At 67.0% G+C, this 21,542-nt stretch carries 15 protein-coding genes; 9 read left to right on the top strand and 6 right to left on the bottom strand.

The genetic code is table 11. From position 1 onward, the window contains the following. Positions 1-102 precede the first annotated feature (102 nt). The 6 genes from J7528_RS21975 to J7528_RS21950 all read left to right on the top strand — a co-directional run bounded on the left by J7528_RS21975 (position 103) and on the right by J7528_RS21950 (position 8,707). The gene (locus tag J7528_RS21975; RefSeq protein ID WP_291878993.1) at positions 103-4,362 is read left to right on the top strand and encodes a bifunctional class I SAM-dependent methyltransferase/DEAD/DEAH box helicase; all 4,260 of its coding nucleotides are present in this window, start codon (positions 103-105) and stop codon (positions 4,360-4,362) included. A 72-nt stretch (positions 4,363-4,434) separates the two neighbouring features. Then, positions 4,435-5,190 (top strand): DNA repair protein RadC, encoded by a 756-nt coding sequence (gene radC / locus J7528_RS21970; RefSeq protein ID WP_291878990.1) that lies wholly within the window; start codon positions 4,435-4,437, stop codon positions 5,188-5,190. Between the two features lie 236 nt (positions 5,191-5,426). After that, entirely contained in the window at positions 5,427-6,065 is a 639-nt protein-coding gene (locus tag J7528_RS21965) for a GntR family transcriptional regulator (protein WP_291878988.1), read from the top strand. A 93-nt stretch (positions 6,066-6,158) separates the two neighbouring features. Then, positions 6,159-6,293: a benenodin family lasso peptide gene (locus J7528_RS21960; protein WP_291878986.1), complete on the top strand. Its 135-nt coding sequence runs from the start codon at positions 6,159-6,161 to the stop codon at positions 6,291-6,293. Positions 6,294-6,333: 40 nt separating this feature from the next. Next, positions 6,334-6,993 (top strand): lasso peptide biosynthesis B2 protein, encoded by a 660-nt coding sequence (locus tag J7528_RS21955; RefSeq protein WP_291878984.1) that lies wholly within the window; start codon positions 6,334-6,336, stop codon positions 6,991-6,993. A gap of 1 nt (position 6,994) precedes the next feature. Further along, positions 6,995-8,707, top strand: a complete 1,713-nt coding sequence (locus J7528_RS21950; RefSeq protein ID WP_291878982.1) for an asparagine synthase-related protein — start codon at positions 6,995-6,997, stop codon at positions 8,705-8,707. 1 nt (position 8,708) lies between these two features. Here the strand turns inward: J7528_RS21950 and J7528_RS21945 are convergent, their stop codons facing one another. The 4 genes from J7528_RS21945 to J7528_RS21930 form a co-directional block, all read right to left on the bottom strand. Then, on the bottom strand, positions 8,709-10,715 hold the full coding sequence (locus J7528_RS21945) for an Atxe2 family lasso peptide isopeptidase (RefSeq protein WP_291878979.1): 2,007 nt from the start codon (positions 10,713-10,715) through the stop codon (positions 8,709-8,711). Beyond that, positions 10,712-13,651, bottom strand: coding sequence for a TonB-dependent receptor (locus J7528_RS21940; RefSeq protein WP_291878977.1), 2,940 nt, complete (start codon positions 13,649-13,651; stop codon positions 10,712-10,714). Before J7528_RS21940 ends, J7528_RS21945 begins: the two co-directional genes overlap by 4 nt. A gap of 109 nt (positions 13,652-13,760) precedes the next feature. Further along, a complete protein-coding gene (locus tag J7528_RS21935; RefSeq protein ID WP_291878975.1) occupies positions 13,761-14,720 on the bottom strand; it encodes a FecR domain-containing protein in 960 nt (319 codons plus the stop codon). A 9-nt stretch (positions 14,721-14,729) separates the two neighbouring features. Continuing rightward, positions 14,730-15,281 (bottom strand): RNA polymerase sigma factor, encoded by a 552-nt coding sequence (locus J7528_RS21930; protein ID WP_291878973.1) that lies wholly within the window; start codon positions 15,279-15,281, stop codon positions 14,730-14,732. A gap of 438 nt (positions 15,282-15,719) precedes the next feature. Between J7528_RS21930 and J7528_RS21925 the strand changes: the two genes are divergently transcribed. Continuing rightward, positions 15,720-17,030 carry a cation:proton antiporter gene (locus tag J7528_RS21925; protein WP_291878971.1) on the top strand — a complete coding sequence of 437 codons (1,311 nt, stop codon included), beginning with the start codon at positions 15,720-15,722 and terminating at the stop codon, positions 17,028-17,030. Positions 17,031-17,319: 289 nt separating this feature from the next. Here J7528_RS21925 and J7528_RS21920 read toward each other — a convergent pair whose 3' ends face one another. Next, complete coding sequence (locus tag J7528_RS21920; RefSeq protein ID WP_291878969.1) at positions 17,320-18,051, bottom strand: hypothetical protein; 732 nt, start codon at positions 18,049-18,051, stop codon at positions 17,320-17,322. Between the two features lie 317 nt (positions 18,052-18,368). Between J7528_RS21920 and J7528_RS21915 the strand changes: the two genes are divergently transcribed. Further along, on the top strand, positions 18,369-18,839 hold the full coding sequence (locus J7528_RS21915; RefSeq protein WP_291878967.1) for a hypothetical protein: 471 nt from the start codon (positions 18,369-18,371) through the stop codon (positions 18,837-18,839). Here the strand turns inward: J7528_RS21915 and J7528_RS21910 are convergent. After that, on the bottom strand, positions 18,836-19,768 hold the full coding sequence (locus J7528_RS21910) for a hypothetical protein (protein WP_291878965.1): 933 nt from the start codon (positions 19,766-19,768) through the stop codon (positions 18,836-18,838). The two genes, J7528_RS21915 and J7528_RS21910, sit on opposite strands and share 4 nt — an antisense overlap. Positions 19,769-21,095: 1,327 nt before the next feature. On the opposite strand from J7528_RS21910, the gene J7528_RS21905 reads away from it, so the two are divergent. Beyond that, the coding region (locus J7528_RS21905; protein WP_291878963.1) for a hypothetical protein at positions 21,096-21,542 on the top strand (447 nt) is incomplete at its 3' end.

Genomic DNA, 21,542 nt, shown 5'->3' with positions numbered 1-21,542 from the left:
CGCTCGCCGCGCCACAAGGACAAAGGGGAAGGACCAAGGCGGGCGAGCCCGCCGGGTCTGGGAGGAAGAGCCTCCCGCGGCAGGCGAGCAAGGCCCTGTTCCATGACCGCTGCCTCCACAACGCGCCTGTCCCTGTTCACCGAGGACACCGGCGACGCCGTCGCCAACCTGCTGGCCGCCGCCCGCGCCCTGGTTCCCCATCTCAACCGATCCCGACGCCTCGACCGGAAACTGCTTTCCTCGGTGATGACCCTGGCGTTTGGGGCCGATGACGCCGCCGGGGCGTGGTCCTGGCGTGACGCCTATGACGCCTGCGAGGCGGCGCTGGTGCTGCAGGTTCGCCGGCTGGCCGCGCAGGTGGCGCGGCTGGAGGATGCGCCCGCCGAGATCTGCGCGCTGCTGTCGGGCCTGGACGGGCTCTGTCCGACCCAGACCCGGCGTGACGACGAGCAGGTCGCCCTCGACCAGTTCTCGACGCCACCGCAGATCGCCGCGCTCTGCGCGCTCGCCGGCCAGGTGCGCGCGGGCGACAAGGTGCTCGAGCCGTCGGCCGGCACGGGACTCCTGGCTGTGCTGGCCGAGACCTGCGGCGCCAGCTTGACCCTCAACGAGCTTTCGCCCCAGCGCGCCGGGCTGCTGGATGGCCTATTCCCGAGCGCGCCGCGGTCGCGACACGATGCGATCGAGTTGAAGGACCGCCTTTCCGGCGCGGGCGGCTTCGATGTCGTGGTGTGCAATCCGCCGTTCGGGGCGCTGGAGGCTCATCTGCATGCGGCGCTCGACACCCTGGCCGACGGCGGCCGGCTGGTGGCGATCGTCCCGCTACGCCTGCTGGAGGCCGAGGCCAGATTGACCGGACTGGCCCGGCGCGGCGCGGTTGTCGGCCGCATCGCCCTGCCCGCCCGCGCCTTCGCCGGCCAGGGAACATCCGTGGAGACGGGCCTTCTGGTGGTTGATCGCGGGGCGTCCGCGCCGATCGCGCCCCTGTCGTCGAGCGATGACCTGGCGCAGGCGGCCGCTCAGGCCAGCGCCCTTCCGGCCCGGGCCAGCGCCAAGCCGCGGGTGTTTCGCACGCCCGTCCAACCGTCCGCCTACATCGGGCGCGAACGCGCCGCCGCCGGTCCAGGCCCGCGTCTGACGCTGTTCGCCGAGACCCGCGCCCTCGACTACTGCGTCATCGACTGGCGCGGCGAAGGCCATGACGTGGGTCTCTACCAGGCCTATCGCCTGGGCCGCATCGAGATCAGCGGCGCGGCGTCCCATCCCTCGCCGCTGGTCGAGTCCGGGCCGATGGCGTCGGTGGCGCCCCCTGTTCCGACCTATCGCCCCGTCCTGCCCACGCGCCTGCTCGATGGCGCGTGCCTGTCGGACGCCCAGCTGGAGACCCTGGTCTATGCCGGCGAGGCTCACGCCCAGACCTTGCCGGGCCTGTGGCGGATTGGGACGGCCGCTCATCAGGCCTTCGCCGTCGGCGCCGAGGCGCCGGACGCGGTGAGTTTCCGGCGCGGGTTCTTCCTGGGCGACGGCACCGGCTGCGGCAAGGGCCGCCAGATCGCCGGGATCATCGCCGACAACATGGCGCAGGGGCGCTTGCGCGCGGTCTGGCTCTCCAAGAACGACGCCCTGCTGGAGGACGCCCGGCGCGACTGGGGCGCGATCGGCGGCCAGGACCACGACATCGTTCCCCAAGGCGGTTGGAAGCAAGGCGAGGCCATCAGCCTCGAGCGCGGCGTCCTCTTTTCGACCTATGCGACCCTGCGCCAGCCGGCGCGCGGCGAGCGCCCCTCGCGTCTGGATCAAGTCGTCGCCTGGCTCGGCGCGGACTTCGATGGCGTGATCGTGTTCGATGAGGCGCACGCCATGGCCAACGCCGCCGGCGGCGGCAAAGGCGGACGCGGTCCCAAGAAAGCGTCGCTGCAAGGTCAGGCGGGCCTGGCCCTGCAGAACCGATTGCCCAATGCCCGCGTGCTCTATGTTTCGGCCACCGGGGCGACGACACCGGATAACCTGGCCTATGCTGGTCGGCTGGGCCTCTGGGGCGGGACCGAGGCGCCGTTCACCACCCGCGAAGCCTTCCTGGAAGCCGTCACGGCCGGCGGGGTGGCGGTCATGGAACTGATCGCGCGCGAGCTCAAGGCCTTGGGTCTCTATATCGCGCGGTCCCTGTCTTTCGACGGGGTCGAGTACGAGGCTCTGCCCCACGTGCTCACGCCCGACGACATCCTCATCTGGGATCGCTGGGCCGATGCCTACCAGATGATCCACACCAACCTGCGCCGAGCTCTGAAGGCGACCGGGGTGGTCGATGACGATGGCGCCACGCGCAGCGGCCAGGCGGCCTCGGCGGTGATGTCGGCCTTCGAAGGGGCCAAGCTTCGCTTCTTTGGTCACCTGCTCGCGGGCCTGAAGGCGCCCAGCCTGGTCGCGGCGATCCGCGCCGATCTCGCCGCCGGCCGCTCCAGCATCGTCCAGGTCGTCAGCACCAACGCGGCGGTGATGGAACGGCGCCTGGCGCAGATCCCGGCCGAAGAGTGGACCAATCTGGCCGTCGACCTGACGCCCAAGGATCAGGTCCTCGACTACGTGATGGCCGCTTTTCCGGTCCAGGCGATGAGCGCCTTCGAAAGCGACGACGGCTCGGTGACGCTTGTTCCGATGGTCCAGGACGGCCGTCCGATCTACAGCCAGGAGGCCCTGGCTCTGCGCGATCAGCTGATGACAGAGCTGGCCTGCCTGCCGGCCGCGCCGGGCGTGCTGGACGCCGTGCTCGACGCCTTCGGTCCCGATCTTGTCGCCGAGGTTACCGGCCGGGCCCGCCGCATCGTGCGCCGCCAGGACCGGCGGGTGGTCGAGCGGCGCGGGGCTTCGGCCGCCAGGGCCGAGACCGACGCCTTCATGTCCGGCAAAAAGCGCGTCCTGGTGTTCTCGGACGCCGGCGGTACAGGGCGCAGCTATCACGCCGACCTGGCGGCGGCCAACCAGCAGCGCCGCGTCCACTATCTGGTCGAGCCCGGCTGGCGGGCCGACGCGGCGATCCAGGGCCTGGGCCGCTCGCATCGCACCAACCAGGCCAGCGCGCCCCTCTTTCGGCCGGTCACGACCGACATCCATGGCGAAAAGCGCTTCCTGTCGACCATCGCCCGGCGCTTGGACAGCCTGGGCGCCTTGACGCGGGGCGAGCGGCGCACGGCCGGCGCCGGCCTCTTCCGGGCCGAGGACAATCTCGAAAGCCCGTTCGCCTATCGCGCCTTGCAGGCCTTCTATGTCGCTCTCCACCACGGCGAGGTGACGGCCATGGATCGGCCCGCGTTCGAGACCAAGACCGGCCTGAGCCTCGTCGACCGCGACGGCAATCTGCGCGCATGCGACGACTTGCCGCCGATGAACACCTTCCTGAACCGCCTGCTGGCCCTGCGCATCGCCGATCAGAACGCCCTCTTCGCGGCCTTCGACGCGATCCTGGCGGGCATCTTGGAACGGGCGGCCGCGTCGGGCGCGCTGGACCGTGGCGTCGAGGACATCGTCACCGACGAGTTGGAGGTGCTGGGCGAGGAGACCATCCGCACCGACGTCATGACGCGGGCCGAGACGCGGCTGGCGAGGTTTTCCCTACGCACCCGGCGCAATCTGCTTAGCCTCGAGGACGCGCTGTCGGGTCTGGACCCGGCGGCCTTGCTCTACTGCGTCAATCGCAAGTCCGGACGCGCGGCCCTGGCGGTGCAAGGCTTGACCACGACCGATGACGACGACCGTCTGACCCCGGCCGTGCGCCTGGTGCGCCCCGAAAAGCGCACCACCACGCCGCTCAAGGTATTCGAGGAATCGGCCTGGGAGAGCGTCGACGAGGCAACCTGGCGCGCGGCCTGGCGCGCCGAACTCGCCACGGCCGACCCTTTCATCACCCGCGAGATCGTCTTGGTGACGGGCCTGCTGCTGCCCGTGTGGTCGAGCCTTCCCAGCCGTCAGGCCAGCGTGCGCCGCATCAAGGCGCCAGACGGTCGGCGGTGGCTGGGTCGGGTGCTGGATCCGCTTCAGGTTCCTCCGCTGAAGCTGGCGCTTGGTCTTGGCGACGCCGCCCAGACCCTCGGCGAGCCGCGGTTCGTGCTGCGGTCTGTCCTGCAGGAGGGCGCAGCCTTGGCCCTGGCGGGCGGCCTGTGGCTACGGCGGGCTCGGGTGATGGACCGCTGGCGCCTGGAGGTGGTCGGCGCGGCCGCTCAGCGTCAGGTCTTCGTCAACCTCGGCTGCTTCGTCGAGATCATCGCCTACACCCCCCGCGTCTTCGTCCCCGTCGACAAGCCGGAGGTGCTGGGCGCGGTGCTGGGGCGCTGGCCTGTGCAGAGCCTGCTGCCGGCGGCGGCCTGAGAGGGCAAGGCAGGGCTGGGGAGGCGAGCGATCCGGACATCGGGTTCGGCGCCGTCAGACTGGAACATCGCCATGTCCGTCTCCCCTGCCCTGGCCTCTCTCCCCGCGACGTCGCCGATCGCGGACGGCGGGTGCGCTGTCGCCGACGCGCCCGTCGGACGCGGTCACGTCACCGGCGCCGCCACCCATCAGCGCCTCCTGGTTCTGGCCGCGCGTTCGGGGCCAGACACGCTGCGGGACGCCGAACTCCTGGCGCTTCATCTGGGGCCGAGTGATCGCCGAGCGGGGATGGGCCTTGCCGAGCGCCTGGTCGATCGGTTCGGCGGATTGGCCGGCGTCCTTGGGGCCAGCCCCGCTGAACTGCGCCGGCATGTCGAGCCTGACACGATCAGCGCCTTTAAGATGCTCCGCGAGGTCGCCGAACGTCTGGTCCTCGGCGGTCTGGCGCGGCGGGAGTCCCTGAGCTCGTTTAGCGCCGTGACGGCCTTCTTCCGCGTCCGGCTGCGCGGGCTGCCGCACGAGGAGGTGTGGGCGGCCTTTCTCGACAAGAAGAACCACTTGATCGTCGTCGAGCGGCTGGGACGAGGAACGGTCGACCATGCGCCGGTCTATGTCCGCGAGGTGATGGCCCGCGCCCTTGAGTGCGGCGCGTCGGCGATGGTGCTGGCCCACAATCATCCTTCGGGCGATCCGACCCCGTCCCGCGAGGACATCGCCATGACCAAATCCCTTGCCCAGGCGGGCAAGGTGCTGGGCGTAACGATCCACGACCATGTGGTGATCGGCGCCGAGGGCGTCGTCAGCTTCCGGGCGTCGGGCCTGCTTTGACGGGGGCGTGGTTTGGTTGGCGATCCGCTCGGCGCGGATCGCATCCGGCGCGTCATGACCTTCAGCCAGCACACCAACCTAATCCCCCAATTCTGACCCGTGAATTCCGGCGGGGTGCTCTTCGGCGCCGAACCGGTCATGCTCCCGACCCTTGGCGGATGCTTTGTGCGGTTCAGCCGCGCGGGCGATCGTGGGTCGGCGTGCTTCTCGGGGAAAGGCGCCCTGGGAGAACGCTGATGATCGACCGGCCTGGAACCGGCGAACGGGTCTACCTCGCGATCAAGACCTTCTTGTTGTCCGAAAGCGCGCTGCGCCCCGGCGAACGTGTGGACGTCCCGGACCTGACGCGGCGGTTTGGCGCCAGCGCCACGCCCGTGCGCGCGGCGCTGCATCGCCTGGTTGGCGAGCGGCTGCTGACCAGCCATCAGGGCGAGGGCTTCTCCCTCGCCCGCGTCACCGAGCCGGACCTCTCCGACCTCTACCAGTGGAACCTCGCCTTGCTGGTCAACGCCGCCCGGACGGTGACGGCCGAGCCGCCGATCCTGGAGGATCAGGGCAACGGCGACGCGCCGATCCGGGCTTTGGAGGATCTCTTCGCCCGGCTGGCCGCGCGCAGCGGCAATGTCGAGGTCGAATGGGCGCTGGCCGGCGCCAGCGATCGCCTGCACCGGGCGCGGTGCGTCGAGCTCGATCTGATCCCGGAATTCGAGGAAGAGACTCGCGAGCTTCGCAGCTTGGCAAGCGACGGCGCTCTGGCGAGCCTTCGCCAAGGGCTGGTCGCTTATCACCGCCGTCGCCTTCGCCTAGTGTCGGCGATCACCCGGCGATTGCACGGTCTCGATGATCGCGATCCGCGCCCTCGCCCGGCGGAATAATCGGAAAATTCTGGCGTTATTCCCTGGGGGTTCTCCACCTCTGGTCGCACCGTACAACCGTCACGGTGGCGTGACTTAGACAAGGAGACCGTCATGCAACGGATCGAAGACCACATCGAAGACGCCCTGGTCGACCTGGGCGCTGTCAGCGTCGAGACGAAGGGCGCTCAGCCCGACGTGTTCGAGCTGGGGATCGGCCAAGAGCCGACCGGCATCTCCGAAGACTGAGCGCGGGAGGGGCCGTGCGCTCGCCGCGGCCCCTTTCCTCATGACGCTGACCGTTCCCGATCACATCGGCTTCTGCACGATCCAGGACCGCATCGCGATCCTGGATGCGTCCCGAAACCGTTATTTCACCCTGCCATTGGCCCTGAATGCCGCTTTTCGTCGATTTGTCGGCGACGGTGACGGGCCCGCCTCGGCCGACGACCTCCAGCGGCTGCTCCGGCGCGGACTACTGGCCGACGGGGAGCGTACCCGCGTCCTGGACGTACCGACGCCGACGTCAAGCTATCTCGAAGATGGTCAGATTGGCGATACGACGCTGAGCCAAGTGCTGCGCGTTGGCCGGCGATTGTTTGCGGCGCGCCGCGCGGTTGAAAGACGTCCGTTCGCCGAGGTCGTGAAGCAGCTGGATCAGCGGCGCGCTCGACGCCCGGCGGGAACGGCCGGCGCGGCTACGTTGGACCTTTGTAAGGCGGTGTCGCAATTCCTTGCCGCGCGTCGGTTCGTGCCGATCGCGCCGGTCTGTCTCCACGACTCCCTGGCGCTGCTGTCTTATCTAGAGCCCCTGGGCTTCTATCCGACCTTGGTCTTCGGTGTGGCGCTGGACCCGTTCAGCGCCCACTGCTGGGTGCAGGCCGATGGCCTGGTGCTGAACGACGCGTTGCACAGAGCGCGCTCCCATACCCCCATCTTGGCGCTCTGAGATGGGCTTCATCTTCCTTCGCTGGGAAACTCGCAACGCCGACTTGGCGCGACACGCCACGTTGGCGCTGTCCAAACTGAAGCTGATCCTCCAAGGCGAGGGCTACGCCCTTTTTGTTGATCCCGATGCGTCGGTCATCGAGGTCGGGGAACGCGGCGCGTTGCTTGGGATCGTCTTCAGCCAGCGAAGTGGCGAGCGGATCGAGGCGTTCGATCGCGACGCGGCGGCCGAGATCCTAGGCTCGCAGGGCGCCTGTTTGCCGAAAGCCTATTGGGGCGCCTACGTCGCGATCCTTCCGGCCGAAGGGCGGCTTGATGTGGTCCGCGACCCGTCGGGAGCGCTTCAGACCTGGCGCTTGAACGCCTCGGGCCTCGACATTCTGACCTCCGATCTCGCGCTCGCCGAACGGGCCTCGGGTCTTGGCTTCGTACGCGACAAGGGCGGCGTCGCGCAGATGCTGGCCTATCCTCAGATTCGAGGTCGCAGGACCGGTCTCGTCGGCGTGGAGGAACTCCCGGCCGGCGCGCGCCTGACCTGGCGCCATGGGGGGGTAAGCGAAACCCAGCTGTGGACGCCTTGGACCTTCGCGGACAAGGCGTTGCGGATCGACAGCATCGGGGTCGCGCGCGATCAGCTGCGTCGCACGCTTGAACGGGTCGTGTCGCTGTGGGGAAGAGCCTACCCCCGTAGCCTCCTGGAACTGTCCGGCGGGCTGGATTCGTCGCTGATCGCGCTCTGCCTGCCAAAGACACCCAGCATGTCGGCGATCAACATCGTAACGGTGGAGGCCGATGGCGACGAGCGTGACTATGCGCGGCTGACCGCCGAGGCGGCGAGCCTACGGCTGGTCGAGGCGACGGTCGCGGCCAGGTCGGACCTGGAGGTTCGCCGTCCGGGCCGGCTGCCGCGTCCGGGCGCCCACGTCTATCTGCAGGCCATTGAGCAGCAGATCATCGATACGGCTCAAGTCGCCCAGGCGAGCGCGTTCTTCAGCGGTCTGGGCGGCGACAATGTCCTGTGCGGCATCAGCACCGCGGGCCCAGGCGCAGACGCGCTGCGGGTGTACGGCCCTGGATCACGATCCTGGACGACCATCGGTGATCTGGCGCGCGTCCACGGCTGCACCATGTGGCGCGCCGCTCAACTCAGCATCGCCAAGGCGCTGAGGCCGCCGGTCCAGGGTTGGGATCGCCAGCCCCTGCTGCTGAACCGCGACGTCGATGTCGCGCCGCCGGAGCACCCCTGGTTCGATGCGCCTTCCTCCGTGCTGCCCGGAAAGCGCGACCATGTGCGGGCGATCCTGGTCGCGCATGCCTTCCTCGACCGCTATGCCCATGCGCAGGCCGGAGCGATCATTGCCCCAATGATGGCCCAGCCGATGGTCGAGCTCTGCCTGCGAATCCCAACCTGGATGTGGGTGGAGGGCGGCCAGAACCGGGCGGTCGCACGCCAGGCCTTCGCGCACCTGTTGCCCGCGCGCGTCCGCCTTCGCGCGACGAAAGGTGGGCTCGGCGGGTTCGCAGCTTCGGTCTATCGTCAGGTACGGCCTCAGTTACGCGCCTTCCTGGGCGATGGGCGCCTCGCGCAGGACGGTCTCTTGGATCGCGAGCGCCTTTTCGAGGTTCTTGGCGCCGAGCAACTGCCGAGCGCAACTTTGATGAAGGTCTTTCTTTTGGTCGACACCGAGGTCTGGGCGCGCGGCTGGGATCCCTAGCTCACGGTGGCGATCGCGTGGACCGCCAGCGTTCGGCCGCTTCACGCCACCGCTTGGTCTGCTCGGCCTTTTCCGGCGCCGGATCCGTCTCGCTTAGAAGCCAGAACCGAAACCAGTCGAGATTGCGTTCATAGGCCGACAGCCGATGGCGCGGCTGAGTGAGAATATGGGGCTCTCGCGCGAAGGCGCGGACCTCGTTCGGCGTCGGGCCATGCGAGGCCCGCGCGACCAGCTCGATCGAGGCGCGCAATTCCTGTTCCGGAAGCTGCATCAGCAACGGCGCCTGCAGCTTGGCCAGATTGGCGGCCGGCGATAGCGCGCGCCAGCGGTCAGGCGTTTCATCGGGCGCGCCAAGCTTCCAGGCCGAGCGCAGGCCGGCCCAGACATCACGACCGGCCACGCCATTGAGCCAATAGTAGGTGGGCTCGAGCTGAAGCGAACTGATCGAGGCGGCCGACAGCAGCGAGGTGTGGGTCGCGACCCAGGTGGTGACTTCGCTCCCAAAGCTATGGCCGCCCATGCCGACCCTTTTAGGATCGATCACGCCTTGCGCGGCCAGCTGTTCGACAATGGCCGAGATTCCCGACGCGGCCCGCTCGTAGTCGGCGACAGCATCCTGTTCATCGCTAACGGGCGTGGGCTTGTTGATGCAAAGGACCGCCATCCCCGCTTGCGCCAGAGCGATCAACGGCCACTCGTCGCCCGTGCCGCCCCGCAGATAGCCGCGGCAGTTGTAGTAGGTCAGGAAGAGCGGCGTAAAACGTGGCGCGCTGGCGCGCGTCAACAATTGACCGGTGAAGGCCGCGCCGGTCGCCGTCGTCCATTGCAACGGCCGCGCCTCAAGCCCGCCGTGGTCCAAGGCGGTGTTCGGCTCGGCCAGCACCTTGGTCTTGCTCGTCTCCAGATCGATCCGGATCAGACGGGGTGGGCTGATGGCCTCGGAAGCGACACAGATCGCCGCCTCGCGTGTGATCGCGCACGGCGCGGTGTTTGTCGCCCCGCCCTGCAGCGAGCCCTTCGCGCGGTAGATCTCGTGGGCCAGACCCGTGGCCGGCTCCCAGAGCGTCAGCCGATTGGCCCGAAACGCGTCCGACAGCATGAGCACAACCTGGTCGTGACCGGGACGCCAGGCGGCGGCCGCGACCTTGTCAGCGCCGCACACCGTGGCGGGACAGGACATGGACCGCCCGTCGGCGCGGGTGACAGCGAGGTCCGACCCGGATGGACGTTGCTTCAGCGTGATCTTACCGAAACCGTCGCGGGAGACGAGGTCGCGATCGATCTGGTCCACGCCGGGGCTCGGCGCCGAGACGGGCTGACCGAGCGCCAAGCCGTCGGCGCCGAGCGCGACCGTCCGCTCGGCCTTGGGCCGATCGCCCAGGATGCCGGTGCGCCAGAACCACTTTCCGGTAAATCGCTGCACGGCGGGACGACCGTTGATCTCAACGGCGTCGAGCAGGCTTTGGGCGAGGTCGACCTTGTTGTCGATCAGCATGCCTTCGTCTGCTTGGCGGCGCTCCTCGGCCAGGATTTCCGCGCGGGTTGGCCCGACGGAGTAGGTGAGCTGGCCATCCGCGCCGAGATCGAAAGTTTCAACGTCCGCGGGGTCCTGAATAACAAGGCGGGCCGTGCCCTCAGTCGGACTGACGCGCCAGACGCCGACCTGGCCGTCGATCAGCGCCCGGTAGTAGAGAAAGCGTCCATCGCGCGACCAGGCCGGTGGGTCGGTCAGCGCCACGCCCGCCGCATTCCACAGCGCCGCACCGCCATCCGCCAGCCGTCGCGGCGGCGTGGCTCCGTCGGTGGGGGCGACCCACCACGTCTGGGTCAGCCGATTGGCGTCCACCGAGGCCACGTCTTCACGATAGGCGATCCATCGGCCGTCGGGGGAAGCGGCCAGGCTGGACAGATCGTGCAATTCGACCAGCTGGCGCAGCGTGGGCGGAGCGGCGTGGGCGGTCCCGAACGTCAGCGCGATCAGCGCAGTGAGCTTCAGACTAAGCTTCACCACGACCTCGAGACTTCAATTGCCACAAGGCGGCCGATCGGGCTGGCCTTTTCGCCGTCGTAGCCGATCGCCGAATAGGTCGATCGGATTTCCGCGAAGGGCGGATCACGATCGAACAGGTTGGTGGCCGAGAGCGCGATGGTCGCTCCCGAAGGCCAGCGATAGGCCAACCGGGCGTCGACAGTCGTCCAGCTTGCGACCGGCTTGATGGGCGTGACCAACTGATTTGTGTAGCCGTCGATGAAGTTGATCCCCGTCGAAGCCGACCAGCCGCCGACGGCGTAGCTCGCGCGAGCTCTCAAGCGCAGCTCGGCCGGAAATCCGACATTGCCGACCATGTTGGCCTGGGGCGACGTATCGGTGATCCGTTGGCGGAGGTCGAAAATGTAGGTCCCCGCCAGGCCGAGGCTTACCTGCCCGCCTTTCAGGGCAAAGCCGTAGCCAAGATCGATGTCGAGGCCGCGTTCCTTGACGGTCGAGAGGTTGCGATTGCGAACATCAACGATGACGGCGATGTCGGAGACCGCGTAGTTGGGGCTGTTGCGGAAATAGGGGCTGGAGAAATAGGGCGCGAGCTGCGCGGGCGTCGGCTTGTCGGTGATCAGGCTGGCGTAGAAGGCCCGGTTCGTCAGGATGGCCAGCACGTTGGCGTTCACATTCGCCAAGCGGTCCTGGTAGTCGATGCTGAAATAGGTCGCCTTGGCGGTCAGGCCCGGGACGATCCGGGACCTGTAGTCAAAGCCCGCCGACCAGGTCGTGGCGTTCTCGGGACCGATGTCGGGGATATTGCCGATCAGGACCAGGACCTTGCTGGTTCCGGTCGGGGAAGCGGAGTCCGACAGCGCTGCGGTCTGGTACGAAGTGACCGACGCGCCGGACCGAAGGTCCTGGAAGCTCGGCGCTCGGAAGGACGTGCCAAAGCTGCCCCGGACGGTCAGGGACCTTATGGGGCGCCAGTCGAGGCCGATCTTTGGGTTGGCGGTGTCGCCGACGTCGCTGTAGCGCTCGATGCGGCCCGCCAAGGACAGGTCCAGGCTTTGTCCGCGCGCCCACGCCATCGTCGGCCCGACAAGGGGCAGGCGAAGCTCGGCATAGGCGGCCGAGATCTGTCGCGCTCCGGGATAATCGATGATCCGCTCGAACGGGGTGAGCGTGTTGTAGAACGACTTCGAGACCTGCTTGAACTCTTCCGACCGCCACTCGCCGCCAACGGCAAGGCGTGCTTGGCCCGCGGGAAGCGCGAACAAGGGTCCGTCCATTCGCAGCGCGCCGGACCACACCTCGAACACGCCCTTCGCGCCGTCATAGCCTCGAATGGCGTCGACGATGGCCAGGCTGTTGGATCCTGGACCGCCAAACAGGTTGTAGGCCGTGGCCGGATTGGTCGAGGCGACCGCCTGGGCAAGTTTGGCGGTGTTGAGCTCGGTGAAGGACCAGGCGTCGCGCTGACGCCCGTAACCCACGCCAACCGTCGCCGACCAGGCGCCGAACCGTCGGGAGAGGCCCGCCTCTGCGTTGTAGGCCTGGGCGCGCCCGCGATTGCGCGCGACGCCAAGATCACCGCCAAAGTCGTACTGCACCGCGACCGGGGCGCGTGTGCCGATCGGGTCGACATAGTAGAGATTGGTGACGGGAACCGTGACACTGCGGGCCGCGGTCGAGTCGACATATCGCCGATCGAAGGTGCGGTCGGCATAGAGCAGCCGCCCAAAGATTTCCGTGTCCTCGCCGAGATCCTGTTGCGCGGCGACATAGACGCTATGTCGGCGCTGCGCCGGCAGGAGATCGATCTGGGCCTGCTGATCGGTGGCGTTGAACGTACCAGCGACCAGTTGGCTTGGCGTGAGCCCGATGCCGTTCTGCCCCGGCGGGATGGCGAAGGTCTTGCCGCCAGCGACCAGCGTGCCGGGCGCGCCATAGGCCTTGCGATTGTCGGCTCCGCCCAGCGCGCGCAGGTCCTCGCGGGCGAAGTCGCGGTCGAACGCGCTCAGGCGTCCGCGATCATAGACCTCGTAGGCGACCGTGGCATGGCCGCCTCGCCAGGAGCGCCCAAATACCAAGCCCGCCTGGTACTCGCTGAAGTCACCGTCTGCTGTACCGTAACGCGCGCGGGCCTCCACGCCCTCGAAGCGGTTGCGAAGCACGAAGTTGACCACGCCACCAACAGCATCTGATCCGTAGAGCGCCGACGCCCCGTCTGGAAGCACCTCGACACGCTCGATGGCGGTCGTCGGGATCAGCGAGACGTCGGAAAACATCCCGGCGATGCCGCCCATGGCCGGTCTGACGCCGTTGATCAGGACCAGGGTGGATTCCGCGCCCAGCCCGCGGAGGTTGATGCTCGACCCCAGAGCGGCGTTGTTCAAAGCGTTGTTGCGATTGTTGTAGCTGTAGGTCGTGTCGTTGGCGCCGCCGCCGAAGTTCTGCGGGATGGCCTGCACGATCTGCTGGGTCGTGGCGTATCCGCTGGTGGCGATGTCATCTCGACCGATGGTGATCAGGTTCGTGCCGACCGGCGCGGCGCCCCGGATTCGCGTGCCGGTGACGACGAGTTCCGACAGGACCTCAGCGTCGCCGGCCTGCGGCTCCCCCTGGGGAGCGCCGGCGTCCTTCACCACAAGGGTGTCGCCGACCAGCGTCAGTTTCAGGCCCGAGCCCGAGAGCACGGCGGCGTAGGCTTCATCGGCGGTGTAGCGGCCGCTCAGCGCCGGCGCGGACTTGCCGCGCACCAGGGCCGAGGAGACGACGACCTGGCGACCGCTGATCCGGGCGACATCCGCCAGGGCCTGGGCCAGAGGTTGGACCTTCAGATCGTAGGGTCTTGCCTCGCCCTGCGGCGCGACGGGCGCGGCCAGGACGGGCGAAGCGGCGACCAGGACGGTCGCGGCGACCGTGGCCATGAGGCCGCTGCGAAGGCGATAGACGGTGTTGCGCATGAGGGCCCCCAAACCCGATGGCCGCGGTGCTCGCGGCGGTTCGTGGGGCTCTGACGAGAGGGGCCTGCGGTCCCTCACAAAAAACTTTCACAAAAACGACGTCGCCGTGTCAGGCGGCGGCGCGGGTCAAGACGAGATCACCGCCTGGGCCGCTGTCGACATTGAGGCCGAGCGCGGCGGCCAAGGCTCTGGCCAGGCCTTGGTGGTCGGTCACCTTCAAGGCCCCATTGACCCTGAGGCTCCGGAGCTTTGGGTCCGAAAGCCGGATCTTCTGAGCGCCATACCGATTGGCTTCGGCCAGGACCTGGTCGAGCGGGGTCTCGTCAAAGAACAGCAGGCCGGTAGGCCAGTCGCGGTCGCGCGCGGGCGCGGAACCAGAGACGATCGTCCGCGCGCCCCGCAGCACAAGGCGCTGGCCAGGCTCGATCCGCGTGCGGGCGCGACGAAGCAGGTTTGAACCGGCGTTGGCCTGGACGGCGCCGCGCAGGGCGGCGACCTCCACCCGGTCGCCTTCACGGCGCAGGTCGAATGCGGCCTGGTCGGCGTGGAACGTCGTTTGCTCGGTGCGCACGTCGAGGGGATGGGCGGTGTCGATGCGGGCGCGTCCCCGCTCCAGGACCAGCCGAGCCCGCTCGCCGGTCGAGGCCGACAACACGGTGTTGGCGTCCAGCACGGCGGTCACGCCGGGCGCGATCGAGACGGTGCGGATCTCATTGGGTCCCGACGCATAGCGCTGCGACGCGGGCGCGATTGTGGAAGACCACGGACGCAGGGTCAGGGCGCCGGCCGCGATCACGACGCCCGCGGCCGCCGCGGCCGTCCACCACACAGCCGGGGGCGGGCGCCGGCGGGCAGGTGTGGACCTCACGCGCAGGGCGGCCAGACCCGACTGCGCGAGGATCGCCGACTCCTCGTAGCGCGCCTGCAGACGATCGTAGGCGGCCTGGCGGTCGGGCGCGGCGCGCCATTGATCGAATTCGGCGCGCGCGGCCTCGGCGCCAGGCCCACGCATGCGCGCGAACCAGCCGGCCGCCTCCTGGCGTAGTTGCTCTTCGGTCCCCGAAATCATGGCGCGATCCTATGACCGCTTGCGATGGCGGTCGACCAGGGCGATGGCCTTCATCATGTGCTTTTCGACGGCGGAAACGCCGATCCCAAGATCGCGGGCGATCTCGGCATAGGGCTGATCGTCGATCCGGTGACGCAGATAGACCTCGCGGGTCTTGGCTGGCAGCCGCATCATCGCCTGTTCAAGCCGGTCCAGCAGCTGACGGGCCTCAAGGGCTAGATGAGGATCGCCGTCATTGGCCGCATACAGTTCCGGCTCCAGGGCCGCGTGGGTGCGTTCATGGTAGCCCGACACGCTTTTGGCCCGGTCGCGCAGCAGGTTGCGGGCGATGCGGGCGAGATAGGCTTCCGGCTTTTGCAGGACCCGGCTGTCGGCCGCGCGGGTCAGGCGCAGGAAGGCCTCCTGCGCCAGATCCTGGGCCTCCTCCTGACCCGTGCGTCGGCGCAGGAACCGGACCAGCGCCGGGGCCTTCTGGCGGAACAGGATCTCCAGCTGGCGTCGGGCGGCCAGGGCGGGGTCATCGGCCTCTCGGCCGATCGGATCGGCGGCGTCCAGGCTCATTGAAGCGCCCTGCCCGCCGGACGTGATGTCGTGATTTCAGATCGCAGTCGCCTAGCCAAGTCCGCCTCCAGGGGGGGCGCGGACCGGCGGATGCCGGCTCCTGGAGAGGCCATGCTTGAGTGTGGAGCGGCCGTCATCGACGGCGCCGCCGGCGCAGCACACCGGTCGCGCCGGGGCGGAGCCGGTCACGAAGCGGTTGGTTCAAGCGAGGTTCTCACGCCCCGACGCCGCGCTTTCAGCGGCGTGAGGCGAGTCTAGAACGCCGGTCGGCGAAATGGCAAGTCGGCGCCCGTGGGTGATGTTGGCGCATCTCCAGGCAACGGACATCCAGGAACCGACAGATTGCGTGTGGTCCGCGGCGCGCCTGATTGGTCTCGCGGCGTGTTGATTAGCCAACCTCGCGATGCGAACGCCCAGGCGTCTGGCGCGTTGGCGACGATGACCTTGTTTCCAGACCTTGCGCCGTCGCCCTACATCCTGGCCATGACGGGCGCGGGCCTCCTGATCGCGCTGGTGGCGTGGCTGCCTCTGGTGCTGCGCCGACTACCGCTTTCGCTGCCGATCATCTGCATCGCGCTAGGCGCGGCGCTGTTCTGGTTCGCGCCGATCGCGTTGCGCCCTCTGCCCGGCGAGCATCCGCGGTTCACCGAGCGCTTCACCGAGTTCGTCGTGATCATCGCCTTGATGGGGGCGGGACTGAAGATCGATAGGGTCTTTGAAGTCCGTCGCTGGCGGGTGACGTGGCGACTGCTTGGCGTGACCATGCCCCTCTGCATCGCCGCCATCGCCGGACTTGGCGTCCTGGCTGGCCTGCCTTGGTTGGTCGCGCTCCTGCTCGGCGCGGCCTTGGCGCCGACCGATCCGGTGTTGGCCTCCGATGTCCAGGTCGGCCCTCCCAAGGCGGGGGAGGAGGATGAGGCGCGCTTTGGCCTGACGTCGGAGGCGGGCTTGAATGACGGCCTGGCCTTCCCGTTCGTGCACCTCGCCATCGCCTTGTCCCTGGCCGCCGCGACCGGCAAGCCCTGGCTCGGCGACTGGCTGACGTTCAACGTCCTTTGGGAGATCGGCGCGGGCGTGGCGGGGGGGTGGCTCGTCGGGCGCGCGTTCGGTTGGCTGACATTCCACATTCCCTCCGACAGCAAGCTGGCCGCCACGGGCGACGGCCTGATCGCCATCGCCGCCACGTTCCTGTCCTACGGCCTGACCGAGCTGATCCATTGCTACGGCTTCCTCGCCGTCTTCGTGACCGCCTTGACCTTGCGTCACGCCCATCGCGAGCATGACTTCCAGCGTGAGATGCATGACGTCACCGAGCAGATCGAGCGGCTAGCAATGATGGTCCTGCTGTTGCTGTTCGGCGGGGCCCTGACCAGCGGCGTCCTGGCGGCGCTGACGTGGATCGACGTGGGCCTGGCCTTGGCCACCATTTTCCTCGTGCGTCCCCTCGCGGGCCTGATCGGCCTTCTGGGCCTGGAGGCTCAACGCGGCGAAAAGCTGACGATCGCCTTCTTTGGCATCCGCGGCGTGGGCTCGATCTACTATGTCGCCTATGCCCTCAACCATGCGCGCTTCCCGCAGGCCGAGCGGCTGTGGGCGATCGTGGCGCTGGTCATCCTTCTGTCGATCGTCGTCCATGGCCTGACGGTCACGCCCATCATGCGCCGGCTCGATCGCAGCCAGGGACGCGACCCGGACGCTCCAGAGGGCGAGACCGTCCCGCCGCCGGGTCTGTCTGGACCAGCCGGTTGACCTGCCCCTCAGCGACTTGGGCTGTGCGCCAGTTGCTGCCGTTGGCGCACCTCAGAAAGACGACATTCAGTGCTCTGAAGGGGTGGCTACGATGACGCCTTGTTCGCCGCCCTCGACGAGTGCGACGGTCTGGCCGACTGAATCGACGCCAACATGGAAGCGGCTTGGCCTTGGCGAGCCCAGCACGGCCCTGCTTTCAGGGCCCAGCGCGGGGCATGGGCTCAGCAGGCATGTCGATCTGCGTGGGCTTGCGCCCAACCATACCGGCGGACTAAGCCCCGCGCCGGCGTCACGACCTCGGCCTGACGACGGCATCGGGCGACCTGGTGTTGAAGGCCGTGGCGAACTCTTCGTCGGTCCAGACGCCGTCGCCGTAGTCGTGTTGGTCGTGATACTGCAGACCGCCCTCGAAGGTGATCGCGAAGTTGGGGCCGACCAGCGGGCACTGCGGCAGGAAGAAGGTCTTCACGAATGGGTCCTCTTCCCAGTCGCGCTTGATGAAGATGAATCCTGCCGTGCCCTCGATGAACCACGGGCGCAGGCCCCAGCTGCTGAACTGCTGATCGATGATCTCGCGCATGTGAAGCACCGCAGCGAGGGCGTCGTCGCGCAGGGTCGCGTAGGTGCCGGCGTTGAAGTGGATCGCGGTGTGACGCAGCTTCATCAGCGCCCGGAACGGCGCTTCGGCGGCGGGGAGCAGTACTCCCCAGGCCTTCAGCGTGTCGATCGCCAGGTTCCAGTTGTCGAAGGAGTCCTTACGCGCCACCTTCTTGTATTCGGGCGTGTGGCTGTAGTGGGCTCGAAGATCGAGAATGAGGTGGTTTAGGGTCCGCTCACCCAGGGCGCAGGCGCCCACGAGCGCCGGATAGTAAGCGCCCATCACGAAGGCGGTCCGCGCCTCGTCAAACAGGCGGTTGTGATAGGCCAGGATCGAGAACGGTTTAGTCTTGATCGCGGCGAAGTTCTTGAGCTTACCGTCGAGGTAGCGGGTTCCAAACTCCTGGCCGAGATGCTCGATCAAGGAGGCGCGGTTTTCCAAGTGCAGCCGCTTGGGTTCTTCGTCCCAGCCAGGCTCGGGATCCTCAAGCATCAAGGCGCGCGTATCGAAATCGAGCGAATAGCTCAGATGCCGACGGCGACCGCGATCGGCGAGGCGCGGTTTCCAATCGTCGATGGGGCGTTGAAAGTCGACTTGGTTGATCGTGAAGCGCTGTGGGGCCGTGTCGGCTCGAGGCTTTCCCGCAGGACCGGGACTGCTAGACTTCTGGGTGACGAGGTCCCTCGCCCATCGCCCCCGGAGCCCGCGTGCCAAGCCGCAGAAACATCGCCCCCGTCAAGGTGCCGACCCTGGCGGACTTCGAGGCGTTCGACGGTCACCATTGCCGCGATATCTACGCGGGTCTGCCGCAGGGATGGACGTGCCCGGGCTGTGGTCGAACCCCTTTCGAAATCCTGCGCTGGGCGGTCCGGTTTCCACGCACGCCTAACGCCTTCGAGGATTGGGTCGGCGGCTATCACACCCACCACGATCACGGCGTCGACGATGTCCGTTTCGGTCGGGCGACCGGGCCGGCTGTGGCGCGGTTTCCTGAGACCGTCATGTGCGAGCAATGCAATTCGGCCGACGGCGCCGCCAAGCGAAAGCTTGGCCTGCGTCGGGATTTCTCTTTCGCGCCCTGGGAAATCCGCCGGTTCGTGACCGCGATGCCGCACAGCGCCCACACGATCGATTACGAGATGGCCGAGGCGCTCTACCGCCAGGCTGAAGCGGCGTGGTCGGCGTCCACCCGCCCGCGCTTCTTCGACTAGTTTTCCTCTGGGCCGGCCTGAGCCAGCTCGACTGCCGCGGTCACAAGGGCGGTGGCGATCGGCAGGGTGCGCGCGGCTAGCAGGCTCACATCGTCGGCCTTGAAGGCCGATAGGCCGTGGAAAATCTGGCTGCGGAGCTTGTAGATCGCCTGCCATTCGTCGAGCAGGTCCTCCCGGCACACGCTCCGAATGAAGCGGCGACTCGCTTCCAGGACGCCAATTTTGTAAATGCGCTCGATAGCGGCGGCGACCTCTTCCCGCTCCTCGGCTGCGAGCGCTTTATCCTCCAACGCCATGGCCTTGTAGCGCTTGACCGCGGCCTTCTGAGCCGGTGACCAGGCCTCGGTCTTGGCGAGCAGCTCGATGGCGGCGATGCCCAGCACGAGTTGGGCGGCGGGGTTGGGCGCCATCACGGCCGCGTTGAGCAGCTGGAGCGCCTGCACCAGGGTCTCGCTGAGAGCGTCGACACGGGCGCTTTGTGCGTCGATCGCGGCCAGGAACTGGTCGGGATCGCCGGAAACCGTGGCTTCAGCGCCGAAGTAGACCCACTTCGGATCCCTGGTTTCGTCGTAGACCTCCAACCCCCAAATGGGAAAGCGGAACTCGCCGGCATGGTCGGGAAAAGCCGCCCTGAGAAAACTTGGGGCCATGAACAGGGTCTGTTTGTCCTCGCCGACATTGACCCCGACATTGGCGAGGAGGCCGGAGATCGCCAGCCCGCGCTGCAGCCGGCGACCGAAGGCCTCGGCTGCCTCAGGCGTGGAAAAGCCGGGTGCGGTGAGGATGTAGAATTTGGTGGTGCGCAGCGTCTCGCCGGCGAGCTGCGGCTTCAGGGTGATCTCTCGACCATCAAACTGGCCTTGTAGCGCCTCGGCGTCGGTGGTCAGGCCCTTGCCGAGTTTGAACTGCAGGCGCGCGGCGAAGGTCATGGTTGGTGTCAGCCTCAATGGCGTGGCCAGGAAAAAGGCAGACCGGTGCGGATCCGCCTGTCGGAAGGTGGGCGCCGCACGACTTTTCGCCAAGGGGAAGCGCCATACCCAGACGCGCAGCGCTCGATTCACGTGCCCTACCGGGGGCGATCTACCCGCTGAAATACGAACGGCACCACACCGCGCAGATCACCGCCATCGAGTTGAGCCATGCGGCCGCCAGGTGACGGGTGCGCCATAAGCAGCCATTGGCTCACCTCTAGGAAGCGGACCTTCAGGCCATGACCGGATGATCTTCGCCGATCAGCAACAGACGTTGGAGGCTATCTGCACACGCGAAATGGGCGATCCCAGCGCGCGGACCCTTGAGCTACCTAGATCAAAGCCCGGCATCAAAAGACTGGCGTTCTCGGCTGCGGCGGCTCGAAGCTTCACGCGCCCACGCGGTACAACCTTCAGAAAAGCTGCGGGCAATGTGTCGGCATTGCGCCGGACTAGTAATGCCGTTTCGAGCGGCCCAAGCGTAGGCGTCACGATGATCGCGGCAGTCATCGAAGCATCGAAATCCGTGAAACGTAGAGTTAGGTCGCCAGGGCCCGCGCAGGGGATGAGTATTGCCAGTAACGAGCATCAGGACGCCCAAGGCGAGTAAGATCGCGACAAAAAATGCGTCAAGGCGCCGATCAGGATAAGGCGACGGGATCACAACGGCCCGCTATTCACGAGTTAAAATCCTAATAATATTACTCATTACTTCCCTTTACCTTGACGGCATAGATCAGCGACAAATCCTCGTAATTATCGGCGTCTGGATTCTCCAAATTTCTCCCGCACACGAATTCTATCGCCTTCCCCTCCAAGGACCCAGATTTGGGCGAGCTCCAAGAATTTTCACCTTCGATGCCAGCGATCTCACTCCCCGCGCTATCGACGATGGAGGATCTCTGCACCTTTAACCTATGCGCCTTGCAGTCAACTTCTACCGGCTGGACTAGGTGTTTTGAAAATTTACCGTCGACAAGTTTTGGCTTCGCAAGCGTCGTGTGAAGAGTTGGGAGCTTTTTACTATCTGAAATCTCCACCGAGCCCATTACCGAGTGATTTGCGAAGACAATATAGTGACCCGGGCGCCTCTCCGAGCACGCGGCAAGGCCGGTCAACAGCGCCGTGCTCACGAGGATCCAGAGCAATCGAGGGCCAATATTGCGCGCTGAATGCGTGATCGATGTGCGAAATTCGTCCACAGGTTTAATAAATCCAAGGTTGATAAATCTGGACCAGCACGAAAGGCTTAGCTCAACCTTTAATCGATCTGGGTTTATGAAAAATGAGCGATAGCGAGGACCTGCCCCACCTGCCTGGTGGCCCATCGGACCGTAGCGACTACGTCAAGAACGCAGCGGAGCTCATCAAGGCAAACTCGCCCAACAAGGGCACCGAGGCTGCGGTCAAAGCCGTAGAAGTTTATCAGGTGACAAAGGGGGCGGATAAGCTAAGCGCCTTCCTTCAAGACGCGAAAAGCGATGCAAACGAAACCAGTATGGTGGAGTCGATGAAAAATGTCGCTCACATCCCTGGAAAACTCGCAGATGCTCTCGACGCCGTCGGCTTTCTGGACGACATGGGCAGTATATCTGTTCTTAAAGACTTCTTGAACGACATCGACGACTACATAACAGAACAAATTGAAAACAGCGAAGGCGGCGGCGGCGGCGGCGGCGGCGGCGGTGGCGGCGGTGGCGGCGGCGGTGGCGGCGGCGGCGGCGGTGGCGGC

This window comes from Caulobacter sp., assembly GCF_017744445.1.
GTDB lineage: Bacteria > Pseudomonadota > Alphaproteobacteria > Caulobacterales > Caulobacteraceae > Caulobacter.
Note: the sequence above shows the minus strand (reverse complement) of the source record. Positions and strands in the feature narration are given on the sequence as shown.